At 64.9% G+C, this 19,554-nt stretch carries 19 protein-coding genes; 5 read left to right on the top strand and 14 right to left on the bottom strand.

What is annotated here, in order from left to right:
* Window positions 1-2: 2 nt before the first annotated feature.
* The 8 genes from BMG03_RS08665 to BMG03_RS08700 all read right to left on the bottom strand — a co-directional run bounded on the left by BMG03_RS08665 (window position 3) and on the right by BMG03_RS08700 (window position 6,066).
* The gene (locus BMG03_RS08665) at window positions 3-548 is read right to left on the bottom strand and encodes an AAA family ATPase (protein ID WP_075774552.1); all 546 of its coding nucleotides are present in this window, start codon (window positions 546-548) and stop codon (window positions 3-5) included.
* Window positions 549-554: 6 nt separating this feature from the next.
* Window positions 555-1,679: a peptide chain release factor 2 gene (prfB, locus tag BMG03_RS08670; RefSeq protein ID WP_075774553.1), complete on the bottom strand. Its 1,125-nt coding sequence runs from the start codon at window positions 1,677-1,679 to the stop codon at window positions 555-557.
* A gap of 149 nt (window positions 1,680-1,828) precedes the next feature.
* Complete coding sequence (tpiA, locus tag BMG03_RS08675) at window positions 1,829-2,572, bottom strand: triose-phosphate isomerase (protein ID WP_075774554.1); 744 nt, start codon at window positions 2,570-2,572, stop codon at window positions 1,829-1,831.
* 83 nt (window positions 2,573-2,655) lie between these two features.
* Complete coding sequence (locus BMG03_RS08680; RefSeq protein WP_075774555.1) at window positions 2,656-3,027, bottom strand: HesB/IscA family protein; 372 nt, start codon at window positions 3,025-3,027, stop codon at window positions 2,656-2,658.
* A 24-nt stretch (window positions 3,028-3,051) separates the two neighbouring features.
* Window positions 3,052-3,786, bottom strand: a complete 735-nt coding sequence (locus BMG03_RS08685) for a DUF3307 domain-containing protein (protein WP_075774556.1) — start codon at window positions 3,784-3,786, stop codon at window positions 3,052-3,054.
* Window positions 3,783-4,388 (bottom strand): hypothetical protein, encoded by a 606-nt coding sequence (locus BMG03_RS08690; protein WP_075774557.1) that lies wholly within the window; start codon window positions 4,386-4,388, stop codon window positions 3,783-3,785. Before BMG03_RS08690 ends, BMG03_RS08685 begins: the two co-directional genes overlap by 4 nt.
* A gap of 45 nt (window positions 4,389-4,433) precedes the next feature.
* Window positions 4,434-5,507, bottom strand: coding sequence for an alkene reductase (locus tag BMG03_RS08695; RefSeq protein ID WP_075774558.1), 1,074 nt, complete (start codon window positions 5,505-5,507; stop codon window positions 4,434-4,436).
* Between the two features lie 193 nt (window positions 5,508-5,700).
* Window positions 5,701-6,066 (bottom strand): DUF59 domain-containing protein, encoded by a 366-nt coding sequence (locus tag BMG03_RS08700; protein ID WP_075774559.1) that lies wholly within the window; start codon window positions 6,064-6,066, stop codon window positions 5,701-5,703.
* Between the two features lie 394 nt (window positions 6,067-6,460).
* Between BMG03_RS08700 and prfA the strand changes: the two genes are divergently transcribed.
* The 3 genes from prfA (at window position 6,461) to BMG03_RS08715 (ending at window position 9,411) form a co-directional block, all read left to right on the top strand.
* The gene (gene prfA, locus BMG03_RS08705; RefSeq protein WP_075774738.1) at window positions 6,461-7,516 is read left to right on the top strand and encodes a peptide chain release factor 1; all 1,056 of its coding nucleotides are present in this window, start codon (window positions 6,461-6,463) and stop codon (window positions 7,514-7,516) included.
* Window positions 7,513-8,370 (top strand): peptide chain release factor N(5)-glutamine methyltransferase, encoded by an 858-nt coding sequence (prmC, locus tag BMG03_RS08710; RefSeq protein ID WP_075774560.1) that lies wholly within the window; start codon window positions 7,513-7,515, stop codon window positions 8,368-8,370. The genes prfA and prmC overlap by 4 nt, the downstream gene beginning before the upstream one ends.
* A gap of 270 nt (window positions 8,371-8,640) precedes the next feature.
* Window positions 8,641-9,411 carry a DUF4167 domain-containing protein gene (locus tag BMG03_RS08715; protein ID WP_075774561.1) on the top strand — a complete coding sequence of 257 codons (771 nt, stop codon included), beginning with the start codon at window positions 8,641-8,643 and terminating at the stop codon, window positions 9,409-9,411.
* Window positions 9,412-9,706: 295 nt separating this feature from the next.
* Here BMG03_RS08715 and rsmA read toward each other — a convergent pair whose 3' ends face one another.
* The 6 genes from rsmA to lptF all read right to left on the bottom strand — a co-directional run bounded on the left by rsmA (window position 9,707) and on the right by lptF (window position 17,391).
* Window positions 9,707-10,552, bottom strand: coding sequence for a 16S rRNA (adenine(1518)-N(6)/adenine(1519)-N(6))-dimethyltransferase RsmA (gene rsmA, locus BMG03_RS08720; RefSeq protein WP_075774562.1), 846 nt, complete (start codon window positions 10,550-10,552; stop codon window positions 9,707-9,709).
* A 9-nt stretch (window positions 10,553-10,561) separates the two neighbouring features.
* Window positions 10,562-11,584, bottom strand: a complete 1,023-nt coding sequence (gene pdxA, locus BMG03_RS08725) for a 4-hydroxythreonine-4-phosphate dehydrogenase PdxA (RefSeq protein ID WP_075774563.1) — start codon at window positions 11,582-11,584, stop codon at window positions 10,562-10,564.
* Window positions 11,581-12,810, bottom strand: a complete 1,230-nt coding sequence (locus BMG03_RS08730; RefSeq protein WP_075774564.1) for a peptidylprolyl isomerase — start codon at window positions 12,808-12,810, stop codon at window positions 11,581-11,583. The genes pdxA and BMG03_RS08730 overlap by 4 nt, the downstream gene beginning before the upstream one ends.
* 92 nt (window positions 12,811-12,902) lie before the next feature.
* The gene (locus BMG03_RS08735; protein WP_075774565.1) at window positions 12,903-15,131 is read right to left on the bottom strand and encodes an LPS-assembly protein LptD; all 2,229 of its coding nucleotides are present in this window, start codon (window positions 15,129-15,131) and stop codon (window positions 12,903-12,905) included.
* Window positions 15,131-16,249, bottom strand: coding sequence for an LPS export ABC transporter permease LptG (lptG, locus tag BMG03_RS08740; RefSeq protein WP_075774566.1), 1,119 nt, complete (start codon window positions 16,247-16,249; stop codon window positions 15,131-15,133). The genes BMG03_RS08735 and lptG overlap by 1 nt, the downstream gene beginning before the upstream one ends.
* The gene (lptF, locus tag BMG03_RS08745; RefSeq protein WP_075774567.1) at window positions 16,246-17,391 is read right to left on the bottom strand and encodes an LPS export ABC transporter permease LptF; all 1,146 of its coding nucleotides are present in this window, start codon (window positions 17,389-17,391) and stop codon (window positions 16,246-16,248) included. The genes lptG and lptF overlap by 4 nt, the downstream gene beginning before the upstream one ends.
* Before the next feature lie 179 nt (window positions 17,392-17,570).
* On the opposite strand from lptF, the gene BMG03_RS08750 reads away from it, so the two are divergent.
* Together BMG03_RS08750 and BMG03_RS08755 are read left to right on the top strand one after the other, a co-directional pair.
* Complete coding sequence (locus tag BMG03_RS08750) at window positions 17,571-19,040, top strand: leucyl aminopeptidase (RefSeq protein ID WP_075774568.1); 1,470 nt, start codon at window positions 17,571-17,573, stop codon at window positions 19,038-19,040.
* Window position 19,041: 1 nt separating this feature from the next.
* Window positions 19,042-19,500 carry a DNA polymerase III subunit chi gene (locus BMG03_RS08755; protein ID WP_075774569.1) on the top strand — a complete coding sequence of 153 codons (459 nt, stop codon included), beginning with the start codon at window positions 19,042-19,044 and terminating at the stop codon, window positions 19,498-19,500.
* The last annotated feature ends 54 nt before the right edge of the window (window positions 19,501-19,554 follow it).

Genomic DNA, 19,554 nt, shown 5'->3' on the forward strand with positions numbered 1-19,554 from the left:
GATCAGGGTTTCATTCCGAGGGCCTCGAGGCACTCCGCCAGCAGTTCATCCAGCGGCCGTGTGCCCGAGAGGTCCAGTATCGGTTCAGACCGGCCCGCCAGCCATTCGTGATGGCGGCTGAGCGAGCGACCCGAGAAATACGGATCGTCATAGCCCGCAGCCCAGGTCAGGAAGGAGCCGTGATTGCCCTCCATGTCGCCGCCCTTGCGGATACGCGCGCCGAAGCGCATCGCCTCGCGCTTGCGCAGACGCGCGAGGCGGATCGGCGTCGGAGCGGTGAGAAAGACGATAAGGTCGGCGCCCGCGATCGCGGGCTCCCCCCAACCGTCGAGCGAGCCGGAGATCACCCAGCCTTCGGGCTTTTTCGCCGCCTCCATCAAGGCGAGCCGCTCTGCGGGGCGGCGTTTGACGGTGTAGGGCGGGTCGCTCTCGGCCCAATAGAATTCGTCGGTATCGAGATGGGTGACGCCCAAGCGGTCAGCCAGGCGTTCCCCCAAAGATGATGTGCCCGATCCTGCGGCGCCGGTGATGTGAACCCGCGCCGTCATTCGCGATCAGCTATCCGCCTGCGCGTCGGCGCGGGATTTGCCTTCGAGGCCGAGCGCCAGCGTCGCTGCCATGAACCCGTCGAGATCGCCGTCGAGCACGCCCTGCGTGTCCGAAGTCTCGTATTGGGTGCGCAGGTCTTTCACCATCTGGTAGGGCTGCAGCACGTAGGAGCGGATCTGGTTGCCCCAGCCGGCCGAGCCCTTGTTCTCGTGGGCTTCGTTGATCGCCGCGGTGCGCTTTTCCAGCTCCATCTGATAGAGCCGCGATTTCAGCGCCTTCATCGCGATGTCGCGGTTCTGGTGCTGCGATTTCTCGGACGAGGTGACAACGATGCCGGTCGGGTGGTGGGTGATCCGCACCGCCGAGTCGGTCGTGTTGACGTGCTGACCGCCAGCCCCCGAGGAGCGGAACGTGTCGATGCGGATATCGGCGGGGTTCACCTCGATCTCGATATTGTCGTCAACGACCGGGTAGACCCAGACCGAGGCGAAAGAGGTCTCGCGCGTGCCCTTGCCGAAGGGTGAAATCCGCACGAGGCGGTGCACGCCCGATTCCGATTTCAGCCAGCCATAGGCATTGGGACCGGAAATCTTATAGGCGCAGGACTTGATCCCGGCCTCGGCACCCGGTTCTTCGGATTGCAGTTCGACCTCGTAGCCGCGCTTTTCGGCCCAGCGGACATACATCCGTTGCAGCATCGAGGCCCAGTCGCAGGCCTCGGTGCCTCCCGCGCCCGCATTGATCTCGAGGAAGGTGTCGTTGCCGTCGGCCTCGCCGTCGAGAAGGGCTTCCAGCTCTTTCGACGCGGCGGTTTCCTTCAGCGCGGCGAGCGACGCTTCTGCTTCGGAGACGACTTCCTCGTCGTCTTCCATCTCGCCAAGTTCGATCAGTTCGACATTGTCCTCCAGATCCTGCTTGATCCGGTTATAGGTTTCGAACTTGTCCATCAGTTGCTGCCGGTCGCGCATCAGTTTCTGCGCGCGCGCCTGATCGTCCCACAGGGTGGGGTCTTCGATCATCGCGTTGAATTCCTCGATCCGGTGCGGCGCGGTCTCGAGGTCCATCCGCTGGCCGAGCAAGGTCAGGGACTTGCGGATCTGTTCGACGGTATTCTGCGTCTCGGCGCGCATCTGTCATCCTCTTGAAAGCTTGGTCCGCGTGATACGAGATCGGCGCGGCGCCCGCAAGGCGGGGCGGGGGAAATTGCGTGGGCCGCGCGGCGTTGGAAAGCCGCGCGGCCCTTGTGTTCGAGGCCCCCGGATGCCGAGCGGGATGCGGCTCAGCTTGCCTCCAGCGCGGCGATGATCGCGCCGAAATCGCTGGCTTTGAGCGAGGCCCCGCCCACCAACGCGCCGTCGACGTTGGAGGTCGCGAAGATCTCCTCGGCATTGCCGGGTTTGACCGAGCCGCCATAGAGCAGCCGCATGCCGTTGCCTGCGTCGGCGAAGCGCGCGATCAGCGTGTTGCGCATGAAGTCATGGACCTCCGCGATCTGATCCAGCGTCGGCGTGCGACCCGTGCCGATCGCCCAGACGGGCTCGTAGGCGATTACGCAATTGGCGGCCGTCGCACCGTCGGGGACGGAGCCGGCAAGCTGTTCGCCGATCACGTCGAGCGTCTGTTCGCCGTCGCGCTGCGCTTCCGTTTCGCCCACGCAGATCACCGCGATCAGGCCTGCGGCGATCGCAGCCTCGGCCTTGGCGCGCACGATCAGATCGCTTTCATGATGATCGGCACGGCGTTCGGAATGGCCGACGATGACGTGAGAGCCACCCGCATCCGCGATCATCTGCGCCGAGATGTCGCCGGTATGCGCGCCGCTCTCGTTCATGTGGCAATCCTGCCCGCCGACCGCGAGCTTGCCACCCGCCGCCTCGGCCATCGCGCCGATCAGCGTCGCGGGCGGGCACAGGAGCACGTCACAGGCGGGCGAGGGATGCGCCTCGACAAGGGATTTCACCTCGCCCAGGTTGCTCTTGAGCCCGTTCATCTTCCAATTGCCGGCGGCCAGCTTCTTGCGCATGCCTGTCTCCCTTATGTCATTCGGGCCGACATTAGGGCAGGGGGATCGCACTCGCAAAGGGCAAATTGGCGCGGGAGCGGGGCTCAGCCGTTGGTCTGGGGGGCTTCCATATCGGCGAATTTGATCGACTCGCCGCAGCCGCATTCATCGACGACGTTCGGATTGCGGAACTTGAAGCCGCTTTCGAGAAGACCGGTCTCGTAGTCGATCTCTGTGCCCAGCATGAACATCTGCGCCATCGGTGCGATCAGAACCCGGGCGGGGCCCTTTTCCACGACGATATCCATCGGACCGGCCTCGGCCGCGACCTCCATCGTGTATTCCATGCCCGCGCAGCCCCCTTTCTTCACGCCGATGCGGAAGCCAGCCGCGTCTTCGCGCGACATCAGCTTGGCGATCTGCGCGACGGCGGCGTCGGTCAGGGTTACGGGGTCTTGTCCGGGAACGTTGAACATGGGGGCTCTCCTTCACCGAGTAATTTAGTCGGGCACGGGCAGGATTCCAAGGGGCGGCAAATGTCCCAAAAGCGCGAGCGTGGCGTAAGAGGCGGCGAGCGCCCAGCCGAAGGAGGCCAGCGTGCCGATGATCACATATTCGGATTTAAGCTGCGTGTCGCTCTTCGAAAGAGCATCGAAGCGCCAAACCTTCGCGACTATTAGAAATCCAATCGCGCTAGGTTGGTTTGCCAGTATCAAAATGAATATTAAGCTTCGCTCAAGGAGGCCGATCAGCTCTCCACCCGCTGGGGCGCTTGCGCTTTCTTGGCCAAAACCTGAGTTCGTCAATAGCCTTTCGATAGCAAAGCCACCGGCTCGCACGGTAATAAATGAGCCAGCGATCAAGGCGTATACTCCTGGAATCCACTTATGGTCTGACCATAGCGCTTGAGCCCAGAGGTCAGAAAACCAAGCTGCAATAAAGGCATATGCGATCAGATGCGCAGCTTGGTCGAAAACGAATGATTTCAAGGTCGGCGGAGCAAAGCTCTTCGCGAAGTCGATCAAGAGATGACTCGCGAAGACGAGCGCGAGTGCGATCAGAAAGCCGGTCGAAAATTGTAAGAGCGCAACTGCGCTGAGACCGAGAAGGATCGCAAGATGCGATGCGAATGCTGTTATTTCTCGCTTAGCCTTGCGGTGAGCCATCCGGTCGCTTTGGAATGCGAAATCGGTCAATGTATGTGTAAAAAGCAAAGCGGTGAAAGTTTCGATCATCTGGTGTTCTCGATTAATCTCAGCGCTTCCACGATGGCGGGATAGGCCGCACTTGCCAAGGCTTGTGCGAGCGATTGTCGGGTAATCCCGATTTCACTGGCGGCGGCGGTCTGGGTTGGAGGATCGGGGCGCAGCATCGGCATGACCGCGCGTGCCTGTGCCGGGGTCCAGCTCTCCGAGAGATGATCGAAAAGTCGCAGTGCCGCGCCAAGCGGTCCGCCTGACGCATGGACGATGCGCGGACCCTCGAGACTGTCGAGAAGTTGGCCCGAGGCGGTGAAGACCGCCCCCGATGCCCCGTTCAGGTTGCCATCGGCAGGCAGCGTGCCGTCGCCCTCGGCCATCGCGATCCGGGTCGAGAACGCCTCGCCCAGAGCGCGCAACTTGGCCCGGATCAGCAGCGCAAGCCGGGCCTGAAGACGCGGCTCGGTGATCGCGATCTGCCAGCCATCCCCGCGATTGCGGGCGAAAGCCGTTTCGCCCAGTGCGGGCCGCAGTACTGCCGCCGCCCCCTCGATCGCATCGAGCGCCGCGCTCAGCTCCGACGCCGTTAGTCGGCTTGAGCCGACGATATCGCCGGTGAAAACAATAAGATCCTTCATGGAAGGGCTATTAAGCCCTTCCATGGTCGTTTTCTAGCGCTCGCGTCACTCGTCGAGGAACGGATAATCCGTGTAGCCCTGAGCACCACCGCCGTAGAACGTCTCCGAGTTCGGCTCGTTCAGCGGAGCGTCCTTCGCGAAACGCTTGGGCAGGTCCGGATTCGCGATGAAGAGCTTGCCGAAGGCCACCGCCGCCGCACCCTCTTTCAGCGCCGCTTCGGCCATCGCCTTGTCGTAGCCGTTATTCGCGATATACGGCGCTTTCGACTTCGCGCGCAGCATCTCGATCCCGTCCTCGGGCCACTCGCGCGGACCGCCGGTCTGACCTTCCACGAAGTGGACATAGGCCATAGGCTTGGTGTTGAGGAAATCGACCACCGCGCCGAACAGCTCGGCCGTGTTGCTGTCGATGCCCACGTTATTCGCGTTCGACCACGGCGAGAGACGGATGCCCACACGCTCGGCGCCCAGCACCTCGGTGACCGCATCGACCACTTCGCGCAGGAAGCGGGTGCGGTTCTCGATCGAGCCGCCGTACTCGTCTTCTCGTTTGTTCGAGGTGTCGCGCAGGAACTGATCGATCAGATAGCCATTCGCGGCGTGAATCTCGACGCCATCGAAGCCCGCGGCCTGCGCATTGCGCGCGGCCTTGCGGTAATCTTCGACCGTCGCTGCGATTTCCTCGACCGTCAGCGCATGCGGCGTGGTAGTCGCCACGAAGCCTTCGCCGTCGAAGGTCTTGGCCTCGGCCGAGATCGCAGACGGCCCGACCGGGTCACGCCCGTTCAGCAGCTGCGGCACCGAGATCCGGCCGACATGCCAGATTTGCGCGACGATCTTGCCGCCAGCCTCATGCACCGCGTCGGTGACTTTCTTCCAGCCCGCGACCTGCTCCTCGCTGTAGATGCCTGGCGTCCAGGCGTAGCCCTGACCCATCGGCGAAATCTGCGTGCCTTCGGTGACGATCAGCCCGGCGCCTGCACGCTGGCGATAATACTCGACCGTCATATCGGTCGGGTGCAGATCGGGGGCACGGTTGCGGGTCAGTGGCGCCATCACGAAGCGGTTGGCGATCTCGATCGCGCCGAGCTTCGTGGGGGAGAATAGCGTATCAGCCATGTCAGTCCTCTCATCGGGTTTGACGTTCGGCCAGACGACATGGGGCTGCGCGGACGGGCGGCAAGTCCATCGCAGTGCGAAGGTTGTGTGCGCAAATGCAAGGAAACAAAAAGGGAGCCGCGCGGCTCCCTTCCTCTTGGTCGGAAATATCCTGGAAGCACCCGCAGGGTGAGGGGCAGAGCCCCTCCAAGCCTCACATGAAGCCTAGTTCCAGCCGCGCCTCGTCGGACATCATGTCCATGCCCCATTGCGGATCGAAGGTCATCTCGACATCGACATCGCGCAGACCACCGACGCAGGCCACGGCATCGTGAACCCAACCCGGCATCTCGCCCGCGACGGGGCAGCCCGGAGCGGTGAGCGTCATGATCACCTTCGCGTCATTCTCAGGGCTGATCTCGATCGTGTAGACGAGGCCGAGATCATAGATGTTCACCGGGATTTCCGGGTCATAGACGGTGCGGCACGCTTCCACGACATTATCGTAGAGCGGATGGTCGGTCGTCGAGGGCTTGATCAGCGGCGTGCCTTCAAGCGGCTCTTCGGGCGTGGCGGTCATGGCGGCTTCTTCCATCGGCAGGGGCGCCGGCAGGGCGCCTATCGAATTACTCGACTGTTTATCTAGGTGATAGGACCCGAGCCGTAAAGGGAGCTGTGGGCAGTCTGCTGATATGTGATGACGCAGCGCTGCGAAGCGGCAATGACGGAACGTTGTTTGTAAGGGACGCGTCCGAGCCCCGGGTGGGCGCGTGGCTTTGTGTGGGGCAGGGCGCTCAATCTCGCAAGCCCGGTGGGCGCTTGAGCCTGCGATGACGATGACATCGACAACGCGCCTTCCCGGGAAAGTTGGGCGCGGCCCGGGGCTGGTCGCCCCGGACCAACGGGAGGAAGCGGCGCTCTCTTCACAACGCTCGCCGCTTGACGCCCCGCACGCTTCGCGCCAAACCAATCCCATGTTGCCCGAAGAGAAACTCGACCAGATCCTCGCGCGCTTCGAGTACCTCGAGGCGCTGCTCAACGCTGGCGCGGAACCCGCCAAGATCGCCGAGATCAGCCGTGAATATTCCGAATTGAAGCCGGTCGTCACCCAGATCGAGGCATGGCGTCAGGCCCGCGCCGATCTGGCCGAGGCGGAAGGCTGGATGACCGATCCGGAAATGCGCGATCTGGCCGAAGAGGAATTGCCGCGTCTCAAAGCCCGTATCCCCGAGATGGAACAGGCCTTGCGCGTGGCGCTTCTGCCCAAGGATGCCGCCGACGCGCGCCCCGCGATCCTGGAGATCCGCCCCGGCACGGGTGGCGAGGAAGCGGCGCTGTTCGCGGGTAACCTGTTGCGTATGTATCAGAAATACGCCGAGAAACATGGCTGGCGTTTCGAGATGATGGAGTTGACCGAGACCGAGCTGGGCGGCGTCAAGGAAGCCGTCGCGCGCATCGAAGGTGAGGGCGTCTTCGCCCGGCTGAAATACGAATCCGGCGTTCACCGCGTGCAGCGCGTGCCGGAAACCGAGGCCGGCGGACGCATCCACACGTCTGCCGCGACCGTCGCCGTTCTGCCCGAGGTCGAGGCGGTCGATATCGACATTCCCGCCAATGACATTCGGATCGACACGATGCGGGCCTCCGGGGCAGGCGGCCAGCACGTCAACACGACGGATTCCGCGGTGCGCATCACCCATATCCCGACCGGGATCGTCGTGACCTCGTCTGAGAAATCCCAGCACCAGAACCGCGCCAATGCGATGGCCGTTCTGCGCGCGCGGCTGTTCGAGGCCGAACGCGACCGCGCGGCTTCGGAACGTGCCGAGACGCGGAAATCCCAGGTGGGTTCCGGCGACCGCTCGGAGCGCATCCGCACCTATAATTTCCCGCAAGGGCGGCTGACCGATCACCGCATCAACCTCACGCTCTATTCCCTTGATAAGGTTATGGAAGGCGAGATCGACGAAGTGGTCGACGCGCTGATCGCCGACGATCAGGCGGCCAAGCTCGCGGAGATGGAGGCGTGAGGGCGCAGGATGCGCTGGTCGCTGCGTCCCGCCGTCTGCGCGAGGCCGGGATCGAGGGCGCGCAGACCGATGCGCGCAGGCTGCTGGCCCATGCGCTGCAGATCGCACCCGACCGGCTGACGCTCGCCTTGCAAGACCCGCTGCCGGACGACGCGGTCGACCGGTTTGAGGCTGCGCTGACTGCCCGCGAGGCACGCCAGCCCGTCGCCCAGATTACCGGCAAGCGGCTGTTCTGGGGGCATGAATTCCGCGTCACCCGCGACACGCTCGATCCGCGCCCGGAGACGGAATTGCTGGTCGAGGTCGCGCTGGAGCGGCCCTTCGTTCACGCGCTCGACCTCGGAACGGGCACCGGCTGCATCCTGGTCTCGCTGCTGAAATCCATGCCCTTCGCGGCAGGGACGGGGACAGACCTGTCTCAAGCCGCGCTTGAGGTCGCGAAAGCCAATGCCGAGGCGCTCGGTGTCGCCAAACGCGCCAAGTTCCTGATTTCAGACTGGTTTGCCAATGTGCCGGGGCGTTATGACCTCATCGTCTCGAATCCCCCTTATATTGCGGAAGACGAGATGGCGGGGCTCTCTCAGGACGTGCGTGACTGGGAGCCGCTCTCGGCGCTGACGCCGGGCGGGGACGGGCTCGACGCCTATCGCGCCATTGCCCGCGGCGCGGGTGCGCGGCTGATGGCGGGCGGACGCCTCGCCGTCGAGATCGGTCCGACGCAGGCGCAGGCGGTTAGCGATCTCTTCGCAGCGCAGGGCCTTGAGAACATCGAGACCCGCCGTGATCTCGACGGCCGCGACCGCGTCATTTTGGCGCATAAACCCGGTGATCCGGCGGATTGCGGCACGTCCTGAGCACGAAATCGCGCAAAAACTTGGGGAAAACCCCGCGAATCCATCGAAATCGCGGATTTGATCGATTTTCTGACTTGAAAGGTCGCCCCTCGCATGTTTAGTCAAGCCTGTGCAGGCCGGATATTGATCCCCCGCACGGCTCAGCTTCACAGCGCGGGTGTTTGGAACGAAACCGGGCAGGTATGCCCAGCGTGACAGTTCAGCCCGCAGGCCCTGCATTAGCGGCCATTTCCGAAAAGCCCGTGACAACGGGCCAAGAAAACGAAAGCCATGAGATCTTCGAAATCCCGTTCGCGTAACAAGTCGAACCGTCAACGGTCGATGGGCAATATCGTCAACCGCGTCTTCGACAGCTCCGGCCCCGAAGGCAAGGTGCGCGGTACGCCGCAACAGATCATCGACAAATATCTGCAGCTCGCGCGCGACGCGCAGCTCGGCAACGACCGCGTGGCCGAACAGAACTTCCTGCAGCACGCAGAGCATTACACGCGAATGCTGGGCGAGGCGCAGAAAGAACAGGCCCGCGAGCAGGAAGCCCGCAACCAGCAGCGCCAGCAGAACAACCAGAATAACGGCAACCAGAACAATGGTGGCCAGAATAATGGTGGTCAGAGCCACGGCGGCCACGGGCAAAGCGGCGGCCAGAACAGCGGTCAGAACGACGGTCAGCAGAATGACGGTCAAAACGAGACCGGCTCGAAAGGCGAGGCTCAGGACAATGCGTCCGAGCGCCGCGACGAGCGCTCCGAGGGCAAGTCGTCCGGGCGTAAGCGGAGCGAAAGCTCCGAGATGATGCCGCCGATGCCGCAGCTGGACTCCGATGACGATTCCACCCTCGTCGATACGCCCGAAAGCCGTAGCCGCGGCGACGACGCGCCGAAGGCGGAAGAGCCCTCCGAAAAGCCGGAGAAGGCCGAGAAAGCTGAAAAGGCCGAGAAGCCCAAGCGTCCGCGCGCCCCGCGCAAGCCGCGCGCTCCGAAAGCCGAAAAGGCCGAAAAAGCCGAGGCGAGTGCCGAGCTGCCGAAGGCTTCAGGCGAGTAAAGCCTCCCAAGAGATAGCGCGAGGCCCGCCAAGTTGGCGGGCCTTTTTGCATCTTGGGAGCGGGGCGGACGCTTCGCCCGTCTGGTTAGCGTGCGGATACACCCGGCCGCAGCTGCCATCCATCAGATGTGCCACGTGCAAGCCGACACGCGCGAACCGCGCAGCTCTCTCTATCGCGGCAGTTCAGCGGTGTGACCGGTCAGCATCGACGTGGGCAACTGGCCAATCCCGGAAATGAGGGAAGCGAAGACGATCTCGGCACCGCGAGGCAAGTCGTCCTCGCGCGCGGCGCAGTTCATTCCTGTCCCGCGACGATGCGCGCGAGGCGGCAGAACTGCTCCAGCGTGACCCGTTCGGCGCGTTCGGTGGGCGCGATCCCAGCCTGCTCCAGCTTCGCCTCTATATCAGGGGCGACACCCTTGAGCGAAGCCCGCAGCATCTTGCGGCGCTGGTTGAAGCCCGCAGCCACGACCCGGCTGAGCGTTGCCGCATCGGCCGGATAGCGCGGCTCGGGCAGGGCGCGCAGATGCACCACCGCCGAATGCACCTTGGGTGCGGGCGTGAATGCCTCGGGCGGCAGGCTCATTACGATCTTCGCCTCGGCGCGCCATTGCGCGAGGATCGCGAGGCGGCCGTAATGCTTAGAGCCCGGCTTCGCCACGATCCGCTCAGCCACCTCGCGCTGGAACATCAGCGTCAGGCTTTCCCAGAAGGGCGGCCAGTCTTTCGGCGTCAGCCAGCGCACCAGCAACTCGGTGCCCACGTTATAGGGCAGGTTCGCGGCGATCTTGATCGGGGGCGTGAGATGCGCGAGCGGATCGACCTGCAGCGCATCGCCATTGATCACTTCGAGACGGCCCGGATAGGCCTCGGCGATCTCGGCCAAGGCGGGCAGACAGCGTGTGTCCTTCTCGATCGCGAGCACCTTGCGCGCGCCCTCGGCCAGCAGCCCGCGCGTGAGACCGCCGGGGCCGGGACCGACCTCCAGCACGTCGGCACCCGTCAGATCGCCCGCCGAGCGCGCGATCTTCGCGGTCAGGTTCAGGTCCAGCAGGAAGTTCTGCCCGAGGCTCTTCTTTGCCACCAGGTCATGCGTCTGCAGAACCTCGCGCAGCGGGGGCAGCCCGTCGATCGTGGCCATCACGCAGCCTCAGTCATGCCGGGCCGCTCCCATCCGGGCCGCCATCTCCAGCGCCGCGATCAACGAGGCAGGGTTGGCGCGGCCCTGACCCGCGATGTCATAGGCGGTGCCATGATCGGGTGAGGTGCGCACGAAGGGCAGGCCGAGCGTGATATTCACCCCGCCGTCGAAATCGAGCGTCTTGATCGGGATCAGCGCCTGATCGTGATAGGCGCAGATCGCCGCGTCGTAATTCTGCCGGGCGCGCGCGTGGAACATCGTGTCGGCAGGCATCGGGCCCGCAACCGCGTAGCCCTCTTCGCGCAGACCGTCGAGCGTGTCGGCGATCCAGTCGCCTTCCTCGATGCCCATCGCCCCGCCTTCGCCTGCATGCGGGTTCAGCCCCGCGACCGCGATCCGTGGGGCCGAGAAGCCGAAATCGCGCCGCAACCCTTCATAGGTGATCCGCACCGTCTCGCGCAGAAGCTGCGGGGTCAGAAGTTTCGGTACTTCGGAGAGCGCGACATGGATCGTGGCGGGCACCACGCGCAGCGGCGGGTCGACACGCGACGAGGCGAGCATCATCACTACCCGCTCGACGCCCGCGAGATGGGCCAGATATTCGGTATGGCCGGGGAAGGTGAACCTTGCCCCGTCTTTCAGCGCTTTCTTGTTGATCGGCGCGGTGCTGAGCGCAGCCCCTTCGCCGCGCATCACCAGATCGACGCCGCGCGCGATCACGTCGATCACGGCTTTCGCATTTGCGGGATCGGGCTCGCCCGGAAGGGCGGCGGCGGGAAATTCATGGGGCAGCACCGGCAGCCCGGCGCTGGCGTGGCGCAGCGCGTCGGCGGGTCGGTCGATCTCTCGGATCTTCGTGCCGCGCGGCAGATGCGCGGGGTCACCGATCCAGACGAAGGGCAGTTTCGCGCCGCAATGTTCCCAGGCGCGGGCGGCGATCTCTGGGCCAATCCCCGAGGGGTCGCCGCAGCTGAGGATCACGGGGCGGTCGGGCGCACGGGCTGCGGTGCGATCGGTCGGCTGGGCGCTCATTTGCGCACGATGACCGCTTCGGCTTCCAGATCGGCCATGTAGCCATTGGCGTAGGATTCCAGCGCCTTGTTCTCGAGAGCCGCGCGGACCTGATCGCGGTCGGGAGCCGATTGGTCACCCTGGGGCGCAACCTTGCGATCGCAGAGCATCACGAGCACGTCGTTGGCGCCTTGCGGGATCACTTCGGTCTCGCCCACATCGAGATGCGCCAGCGCGAGCCCGATATTGGTCGGCACCTGCGCCTGCGCCACGTCCTCATGCTTGGTGAGCGCGCTCGGCGGGAAGCCCTTGCCGATCGTGTAGAGCTGGTTGCATTCGCGCGCCGCGGCCACCTGGCTCTGGATCTTGGCCGATTGCTGCGAGCCGGTCGGGCCGATCGCGAAGGTCATGTAGCTGAGCGTCTGCGGGCCCGACGGCGCATCGCCGTCGCCAATCGCGCGCAGCATGAAGACCGCGACCGCGCCCTGAAGCTCGATCGGCTGGGTCGCGGTGCCGGGCTTGAGCTTGAGCACCACGCCGCGCAGTTGCGGCGGCAGCTTGTCGATCGGCATCCAGTCCAGACGCCCACCGCGTGCACGCGACGGCGCGGCCGAATATTGACGCGCGAGCGCGGCGAAAGCGCCCTCGCCCTGCGCGGCCGACAGCTGACGCGCTTGCCCCATCGCGGCCCGGGCGCGGCCCTGCGGTGCGGGGATGATCGCCTCCGATATCAGCACCTTCACGCCCTTGCCGGTCTGGCTCTCGGGCATCATCGCGCGGTCGACGTCGGATTTCGTGATGTTCACCTGCTGCCCGAAGCGTGCGCGGATCACCTGGCGCCAGACAAGGCCGGCTTCGGTGAAGTTGCGGAACGTGTTCGGATCGACGCCTTCCTTCTGCAGTGCCTGCACGAATTCGTCGCCGGTCATGTTCGCGCGGCCAGCGAATTCATCCATGCCCTTCTGGATCGCGGCTTCGTCGAGCTTGATGCCGATGCGCTTGCCGGCCCAGATCCGCAGACGGTCCTCGATCAGCGCCTTCTCGGCGTCCTCGCGCGTGTTCGCGCCGGCGTTCAGCAGCTGCATGAAGCGCTGCCGCTGGTTGATTTCGTAGTCGGTCACGCCCATGCCGTTGACGGTGACGACGGGCGCGAAGCTACCGCCCGATTGCGCCTGCGCCGTTCCTGCGGCGAAGGGCAGGGCGAGCATTAGCGCCAGAAGGGTGAGCAGTCGGGTCATCATCGTCATGAGCGTGCCTGTCCGTTTCGTCTCGTTCAGTCCTGGCCCTTGGGGCCTCGTTGATCCTCTGGGCCCGCTGGGCCGCTTTGCGATCCCCGGCCTCAACTTCCGCACATTCGCCGCGCGGGCGCACCGTCGCTCGCGCCGAAGCCGACGAGTTGGACGGATAGGCCGAAATCGGTCTCAGGGGCTACACTAGTGGATGACGTGAAGCGGCGCGAGAGGGAAAGATCAACCGCGATGCATTCGGTCTGGTAGCGCAGGCCGAGCTTGGCGCGCGCAGCGCGCTCGGCGGTGAAGTCGTAACGTGTGCTCATCGTGCCCGACCAGCCGGCGCCCCAGCGCCACGCCGTGTCCAGCATCAGCTCGGACATGTTGTCGTCGCGTCCTTCGGCGGGGTTCTTCTCGAGCCAGAGATAGCCCGCCGAGATGTCGAAGTCAGTTCCGACCCGCGATAGCCGCACCTCGTCGCGCGACACGGAGAAGTTATCGTCGAACAGCGCGCGGTTCGACAGCGTCAGCCCGTTCGCGGTCGTCAGATGGGTCGCGAGAAGCCAGTCGGATTTCGTGCCCGACAGCCCGGTGCCCTGCGAGAACTGGTTCAGGTCGCGCTGGCGGAACACACGGCCCGCCGCGACGCCAAGCGACCAGCCGGAGCTGTCATAACGCGTCCAGCCGAGCCCGACATTGGCGCGCAAACCCGTCTCGCGGGCATCCTCGCCCGGAAATCGGGTCAGCGAGAACAGGTTGCCGCCGTCGAATTCAGGCAGCTGGCTGTCCTCGTTGGGAGCGTCCTTCAGGTGATCCGGCGCCCAGACGACCTGCGCAACCGGCTCGATCACATAGGCCGCGCGACCGCTCGTCTTGACCCAGGGCCAGCGGATCTCCGCGGCGACGGTAGGCTGGCCACGCAGGATCGTTTCGCTGAAGGCGGGGTCCTGGTTGGTCTCGATGATGTCGCCCGCGAATTGGGTCTCGATCGACCCGAGCATGCCCGGCCCGAACAGCCAGTTGCGCCGCCAATCGGCGGTGAGCGAGCCACGCACCATGTCGCGCCCGTCGGGGCGACCGTCGCCGTTCAGATCGACCGTCGCATTCGAAGCGCGCCGCGTGGCGAGGGTGGAAAACCGCACGCTGGCCTGTCCGCCGATCCCGGCGGGGCGGAAGGTGCGCAGCCATTCTCCGGTGCCGCTCAGCATTGGCTCGGTGGCGTTGCTCTCACCCGCGCGCAGCGAGTGGACATTGCCGACGCGGGCCCAGATCAATTCGTCGCTGCGTACCCGTTCGAGCGTGACGCCCGACCACAGGCGGTCATCGTCGCTGAGCCCGTAATTGAGCAGGTAGCTGTCGTCGCTGACCAGCCGAAGCTGCGCGGTCAGGCGAAACTCGCGCGGAAGCTGCGCCTCGAGATCGCCGAAGAGATAGCCGCGCGTGCCGCTGCGAATGTCGTCTTTGCTCAGCGCGCCGGACCATTCCATCTTGCCCCAGTTGAAGGCCTGCCGATAGCGCAGGTTCAGCGTCTCGGTGCGCGAAGTGGCGAAATAGGGCGTCACCGTCAGATCTCGGCTGGGTCCGAGCGCGATGAAATAGGGTACCAGAAGCCCCGGGCCGAGACCGCTCGTGGTGCGGAAACGCGGAGCGAGGAAGCCCGTCATCCGCTTCACGCCTGGCGCGGGCAGCCGCAGCCGAGGCAGGTAGGCGATCGGCACGCCGGCCGCGCGGAACTGGGCGTCCTCGAATACGATCTGGCGTGTCGTCGCGTTGTGCACGACGCGGCTCGCACGGATTTCCCAAAGCGGCGTCGGATTGGTCCGGCATACCTCGCAAGACGACGCCACGACCTTGTCCATGACGGTGATCGCGCCCTCGCGCCGCTCGATCCGGGCGGCGGCGAGCTGCAATTCGCGCGCCATCACCATGCGCGCGCTCAGCAGGATGCCGTTTTGCAGGTCGGAGGACAGTTCTGCCTGCGAGGCGAGGATCACCGCCTGCGACTGGCCGGGCTGAACCAGCCGGATCGGACCTTCGAGGTAAAGCTTGTCCGCCTTCTGGTCATAGACCACGCGTTTTGCAGACAGCCGGTTCGACTTGTAGAAGACCTCGACATTGCCTTCCGCGACCAACTCGTTCTGGTTGCGGATCGCGACCCGATCGGCCAGCAGCGTCGCCAATTCGTCCGAGGCGGGGATCGCCGCACCCTGCGTTGTGGGGGCCGTATCGGTCGCTGTTTGGTCTTGCGCGCGCCCGGGCTGCGGCCCTGCCACGCCAAGCGCGACGATCAGCGCCAGAGCGCTCGCCCGTCCTGCCAAAGCGCCGAATTGCCGCCGCATCACCCATCCTCCCGGTGCAGAAGCCGCGCCAGCGGCAGCATCAACCCGATCACCGGCGGCGCCCAGGCCGCGAGTAGAACGGGAATCTGTCCGTTATCGCCCAGAACTTGCGCGATATTGCGCAGGAAGAACAAGCCCAGACCGGCAGCCAAGGCGAAAAGAACCTTCGCGCCGATGCCGCCGAAGCGCACATGGTCCATCGTGAAGCTCGCCGCAATCAGGACCATCGCAACGAAGAGCACCGGCAGCGCGAGCTCCATCTGCAGCCACACGATATGGCGGCGCGCGGAGAAGCCTGCGGCCTCCAGCGAGGCGATGAAGCCCGGCAATTGCCAGATCGGCACTGCGGAGGGCTTGCCGAAACTGTCGCGGATGCTCGCCACCGTCAGGTCGGAGGGCAGCGAGAGGCTGTCTTCGATCGTAGCGTCGCGCTCGGGGTTGGTGGAGTCGCCCAACGGCCAGTCTTTCACGTCCTGCAACTGCCACGCGCCCGGCACCAGCGTCGCGGTTTTCGCGTCGATCCGGCGCACCGGGCCGCGTTGAGGGTCGAAAATCAGGAAGGTCACTCCATGCAGCGTCGTTGCATCGCCATTCGCGCGATCGGCATGAATCACCGCCTGCGCGAGCGTTTTGCCGTCCGAGGAAAGCCCCGCGCTTTGTCGCATCCAGACGCCTTCGCGCCCGATCGACACGGTCGAGCCCCCATTGGAGGTGTAGTGATCCAGCAGGGTCTCATAGCGCTTCGACGTGGCCGAGACGAGCGGGTTGCCCACCAGCAGCGTCAGCAGCCCGAGCACCAGCGCCGCCGCGATCGGTGCGGCCAGCATACGCAGTGCAGACCGGCCCGCGGCCCGGATCACGACCAGTTCCGAACTGCGCGCGAGAGAGATGAACAGCGCCACCGAGGACAGCATCACGATCAGCGGCAGGATCGTGTAAAGCGTCTCCGGGATGTTTAGCGCGGAGAGCAACGAGACCTGCAAAAGGCTCAGCCCCTGATCGGAGAAGCGGCGGATTTCCTCGACCACGTCGATCAGGAACAGGATGCTCCAGAAGCTTGCCGCGACGATCAGGAAGCTGCGGAGAAACCGTTTCGCAAGATAGAGAGCAAGCGTCACGCGGCAGCCTCCCGCTTGGGCCGGATACGGCGCGGACGACCGGACCACCACAGCATGAACAGCACCATCACGATCCCGCCCAGCGTCGGCGCAATCAGGCTCGGCCAGAGCGAGGGGTCGCGCCCGGAACTGGTTTCGGCGGCGTTCTGAAGTACCTGCATCACGATCAGCCCGCCGATCGCGAGCGTCATCTGCCGCCACATGCCGAAGCGCGAGAAGGTGCCCATCATCAGCGCCGAGAATCCGATCAGCGCCGCGATCGGGGCCAATAGCGGTTGCGTGATCCGCCGAGCAAGCTCCAGTCGTAGCGCGTCGCGGGCGGCCTTGGCGCTGTCGGCGCCCGGAGTCGCGTCGAGTCCGCTCCCCGCCATCATCGCGGCGAGGCGCGGGGTCATCATCTCGTCGATCTTCAGCGCCCGCGCTTTCCCGGACTTGAGGAAGGAGCCGATGTCGTAGGTGAAATTGGCAAAGCGGGTGACAGACAGGTGATCGGAGGGTTTGCGCAGGGTCTGGGCCATACCCGAGAACATGATCAGTTTCGGCCCCGTCTCGGTCTTCACGATCACCCCCTTGTCGGCGGTATAAATCGTGCTCGTCTGTGCCGAGCGGCTGTCGGAGACGAAGATATCCTGCAACTCCCCCAGATCAGAAATGCGCCGTATATAGATCGAGATGCCCGGCGCGGGATGCTGGAACGTGCCTTCGGTGAGGAATTTCGCGGTCAGGTTCTGCGCGACCTCCTGCTGGCGCTCGGCCAGACGGGCCTTGGCGGCGGGGACGAGGAAGTTCACCAGCAACGCCATCATCACCGAGGCGATCAGCCCGAAGACCAGTACCGGACGCGCCAGCCGCCAGTTCGAGGTTCCGGTGGCGCGCATCACCACCAATTCGCTGTCCTGATCGAGCCGGTTGAACGCGTAGATCGTGGCGGCGAAGGCCGCGACCGGCAGCACGATGCGGATGACGTAAGGCAAGGTCAGCGCGGTGAATTCCAGCACCACCGTTGCGGTCTGGCCATCCGAAATCAGGCTGTCGAACATGATCACAGCCCGGTTGACCCAATAGACGGAGACCAGCACGAGCGCGAAAAACCCGAACAGCGCCATCAATTTGGACAAAACATATCTGTCCAGTCGCGTCACGACCCTTCAATACCCCCGAATATTTCCCTTTCTCTAGCCTGTCGGGCGAAGTGAGGGAAGGGCGCAGCGGGGGTGCTTTTCATTTTCCGGAGGCAGGGCTAGGCTCTCGCGCGAAATGATGCCAATCGCGACCGCGCGCCGCCGATCCGCGCGACGGTCCCATCTGCGGAGAGCCCCACATGACCCAACCCGTCGCCATCGCCTTCAAGGAAACCGATCCGGAGGGCTTTGTCACCCAAAGCGGGCGGATCGCTCTGATCGTGGGCGGGGACGGCAAGCTGGGCCAGGCCGGGCGCAAGCTGGACCGCGCGATGAAGGGCGCGATCAAGCGCGCGGTGGATTCGGAAGCCTTCGCGGGTTTGGGTGCGGGCGAGGCGATGAATCTGAGCTGGCCCGCCGCGATCGCCGCCGAAGCGGTGCAGCTGGTGCGGCTCGACCGGAAATCCAGTGCCGACGAGGCCCGCAAGGCGGGGGCTGCGATCGGGGCCAAGCTCGGCGAAGCCGGGGTTCTCGTGGTGGCGCAAGGCCATCCGCGCGCGGCTGATCTGTCGCTGGGGCTAGCGCTGCGCGCCTATCGCTTCGACTATCACACCGGCGAGGGCAAGAAGGATTTCGGCCCGGTGACGATCATGGTCGACAAGCCCGAAGAAGTCGCCGCTGCCGCCGCCCCGCATGCAGCACTCGCCGAGGGGGTGTTCTTCACCCGCGATCTGGTAAACGAGCCCGCAAACATCCTCACCACCGACGATTTCGCCGCCCGCCTCGCCGCGATGCAGGAGCTGGGCCTCGATGTCGAAATCCTCGAGGAAGAGGACATGAAGAAGCTCGGCATGGGCGCGCTTCTGGGTGTCGGCATGGGCTCGGAAATGCCCTCCAAACTCGTCGTCATGCAGTGGAAGGGCGGCGAGGAAGGTGAGGCACCCTTCGCGCTCGTCGGCAAGGGCGTCGTCTTCGATGCGGGCGGCATCTCGCTCAAGCCAGGCGCGGGCATGGAAGAGATGACGATGGATATGGGCGGCGCAGGCGTCGTCTCGGGCGTGATGCGCACGCTGGCGCTGCGCAAGGCCAAGGCGAATGTCGTGGGCCTCGTGGGCCTCGTCGAGAACATGCCCGACGGGCGCGCGCAACGCCCCGGCGATATCGTGACCTCGATGAAGGGCGACACGATCGAAGTCATCAACACCGATGCCGAAGGCCGCCTCGTTCTGGCCGATGTGCTCTGGTATGCGCAGGACCGGTTCAAGCCCAAGGCGATGGTCAATCTCGCCACGCTGACCGGCGCGGTGATCGTCGCGCTCGGTCACGAGAATGCGGGCCTTTTCGCCAATGATGACAAGTTTGTAGCCGACATTCTTAAAGCGGCGAAGACCGAGGGCGAGGGCGCGTGGCACATGCCGCTGCAGCCCGCCTATGACAAGGCGCTGAAATCGCGGCTGGCGGATATGCGCAATGTCGGAAACCGCTGGGGCGGCGCGATCACCGCGGCCGCTTTCCTGAAGCGCTTCGTCAAGGACGAGGTGCCGTGGTGCCATATCGACATCGCGGGCGTCGCGCTTCCGCCGAACGAGACCACGCTGGCCCCGAAAGGGCCGACCGGCTGGGGCGTGCGCATGCTCGACCGGCTTATCCGCGACAAGTTCGAAGCCTGAGATGGGGCAGGTCAATTTCTACCATCTGACCCGCTCCAGTCTCGAGGAGGTGGTGCTGAACCTCGCCTCCCGGGCGGTGGAGCAGGGTTGGAAGGTGGAGTTGCGCGGTACCGATTCCGCGCGCCTCGACTGGCTCGACCAGAGACTCTGGCTGATGGGAAGCGAGGCGAGCTTTCTGCCGCACGGGCTCGCAGGCGGGCCACATGACGCTTTGCAGCCGATCTTGCTGGGCACCGCGCCCGCAGGCGACGGGCGCGAGGCGATGATGGCCGTGGACGGTGCCGAGGTCGCGGCGGAGGAGACCGACGCCCATAAACGCGTCTGGATCCTGTTCGACGGCAACGACCCGCAGGCGGTGCAACATGCGCGCGGCCAGTGGAAGACACTCACCGGCGCGGGCGCGAAAGCGATCTACTGGTCGGAAGAGGGCGGCCGCTGGGAGAAGAAGGCGGAGAGTTGAGCCCGGTGGAGATCAGCGCAGGATATGCCGGAGATGCGGAGCGCTTCGCCGGTC

The sequence above is a fragment of the Thioclava nitratireducens genome (genome assembly GCF_001940525.2).
GTDB lineage: Bacteria > Pseudomonadota > Alphaproteobacteria > Rhodobacterales > Rhodobacteraceae > Thioclava > Thioclava nitratireducens.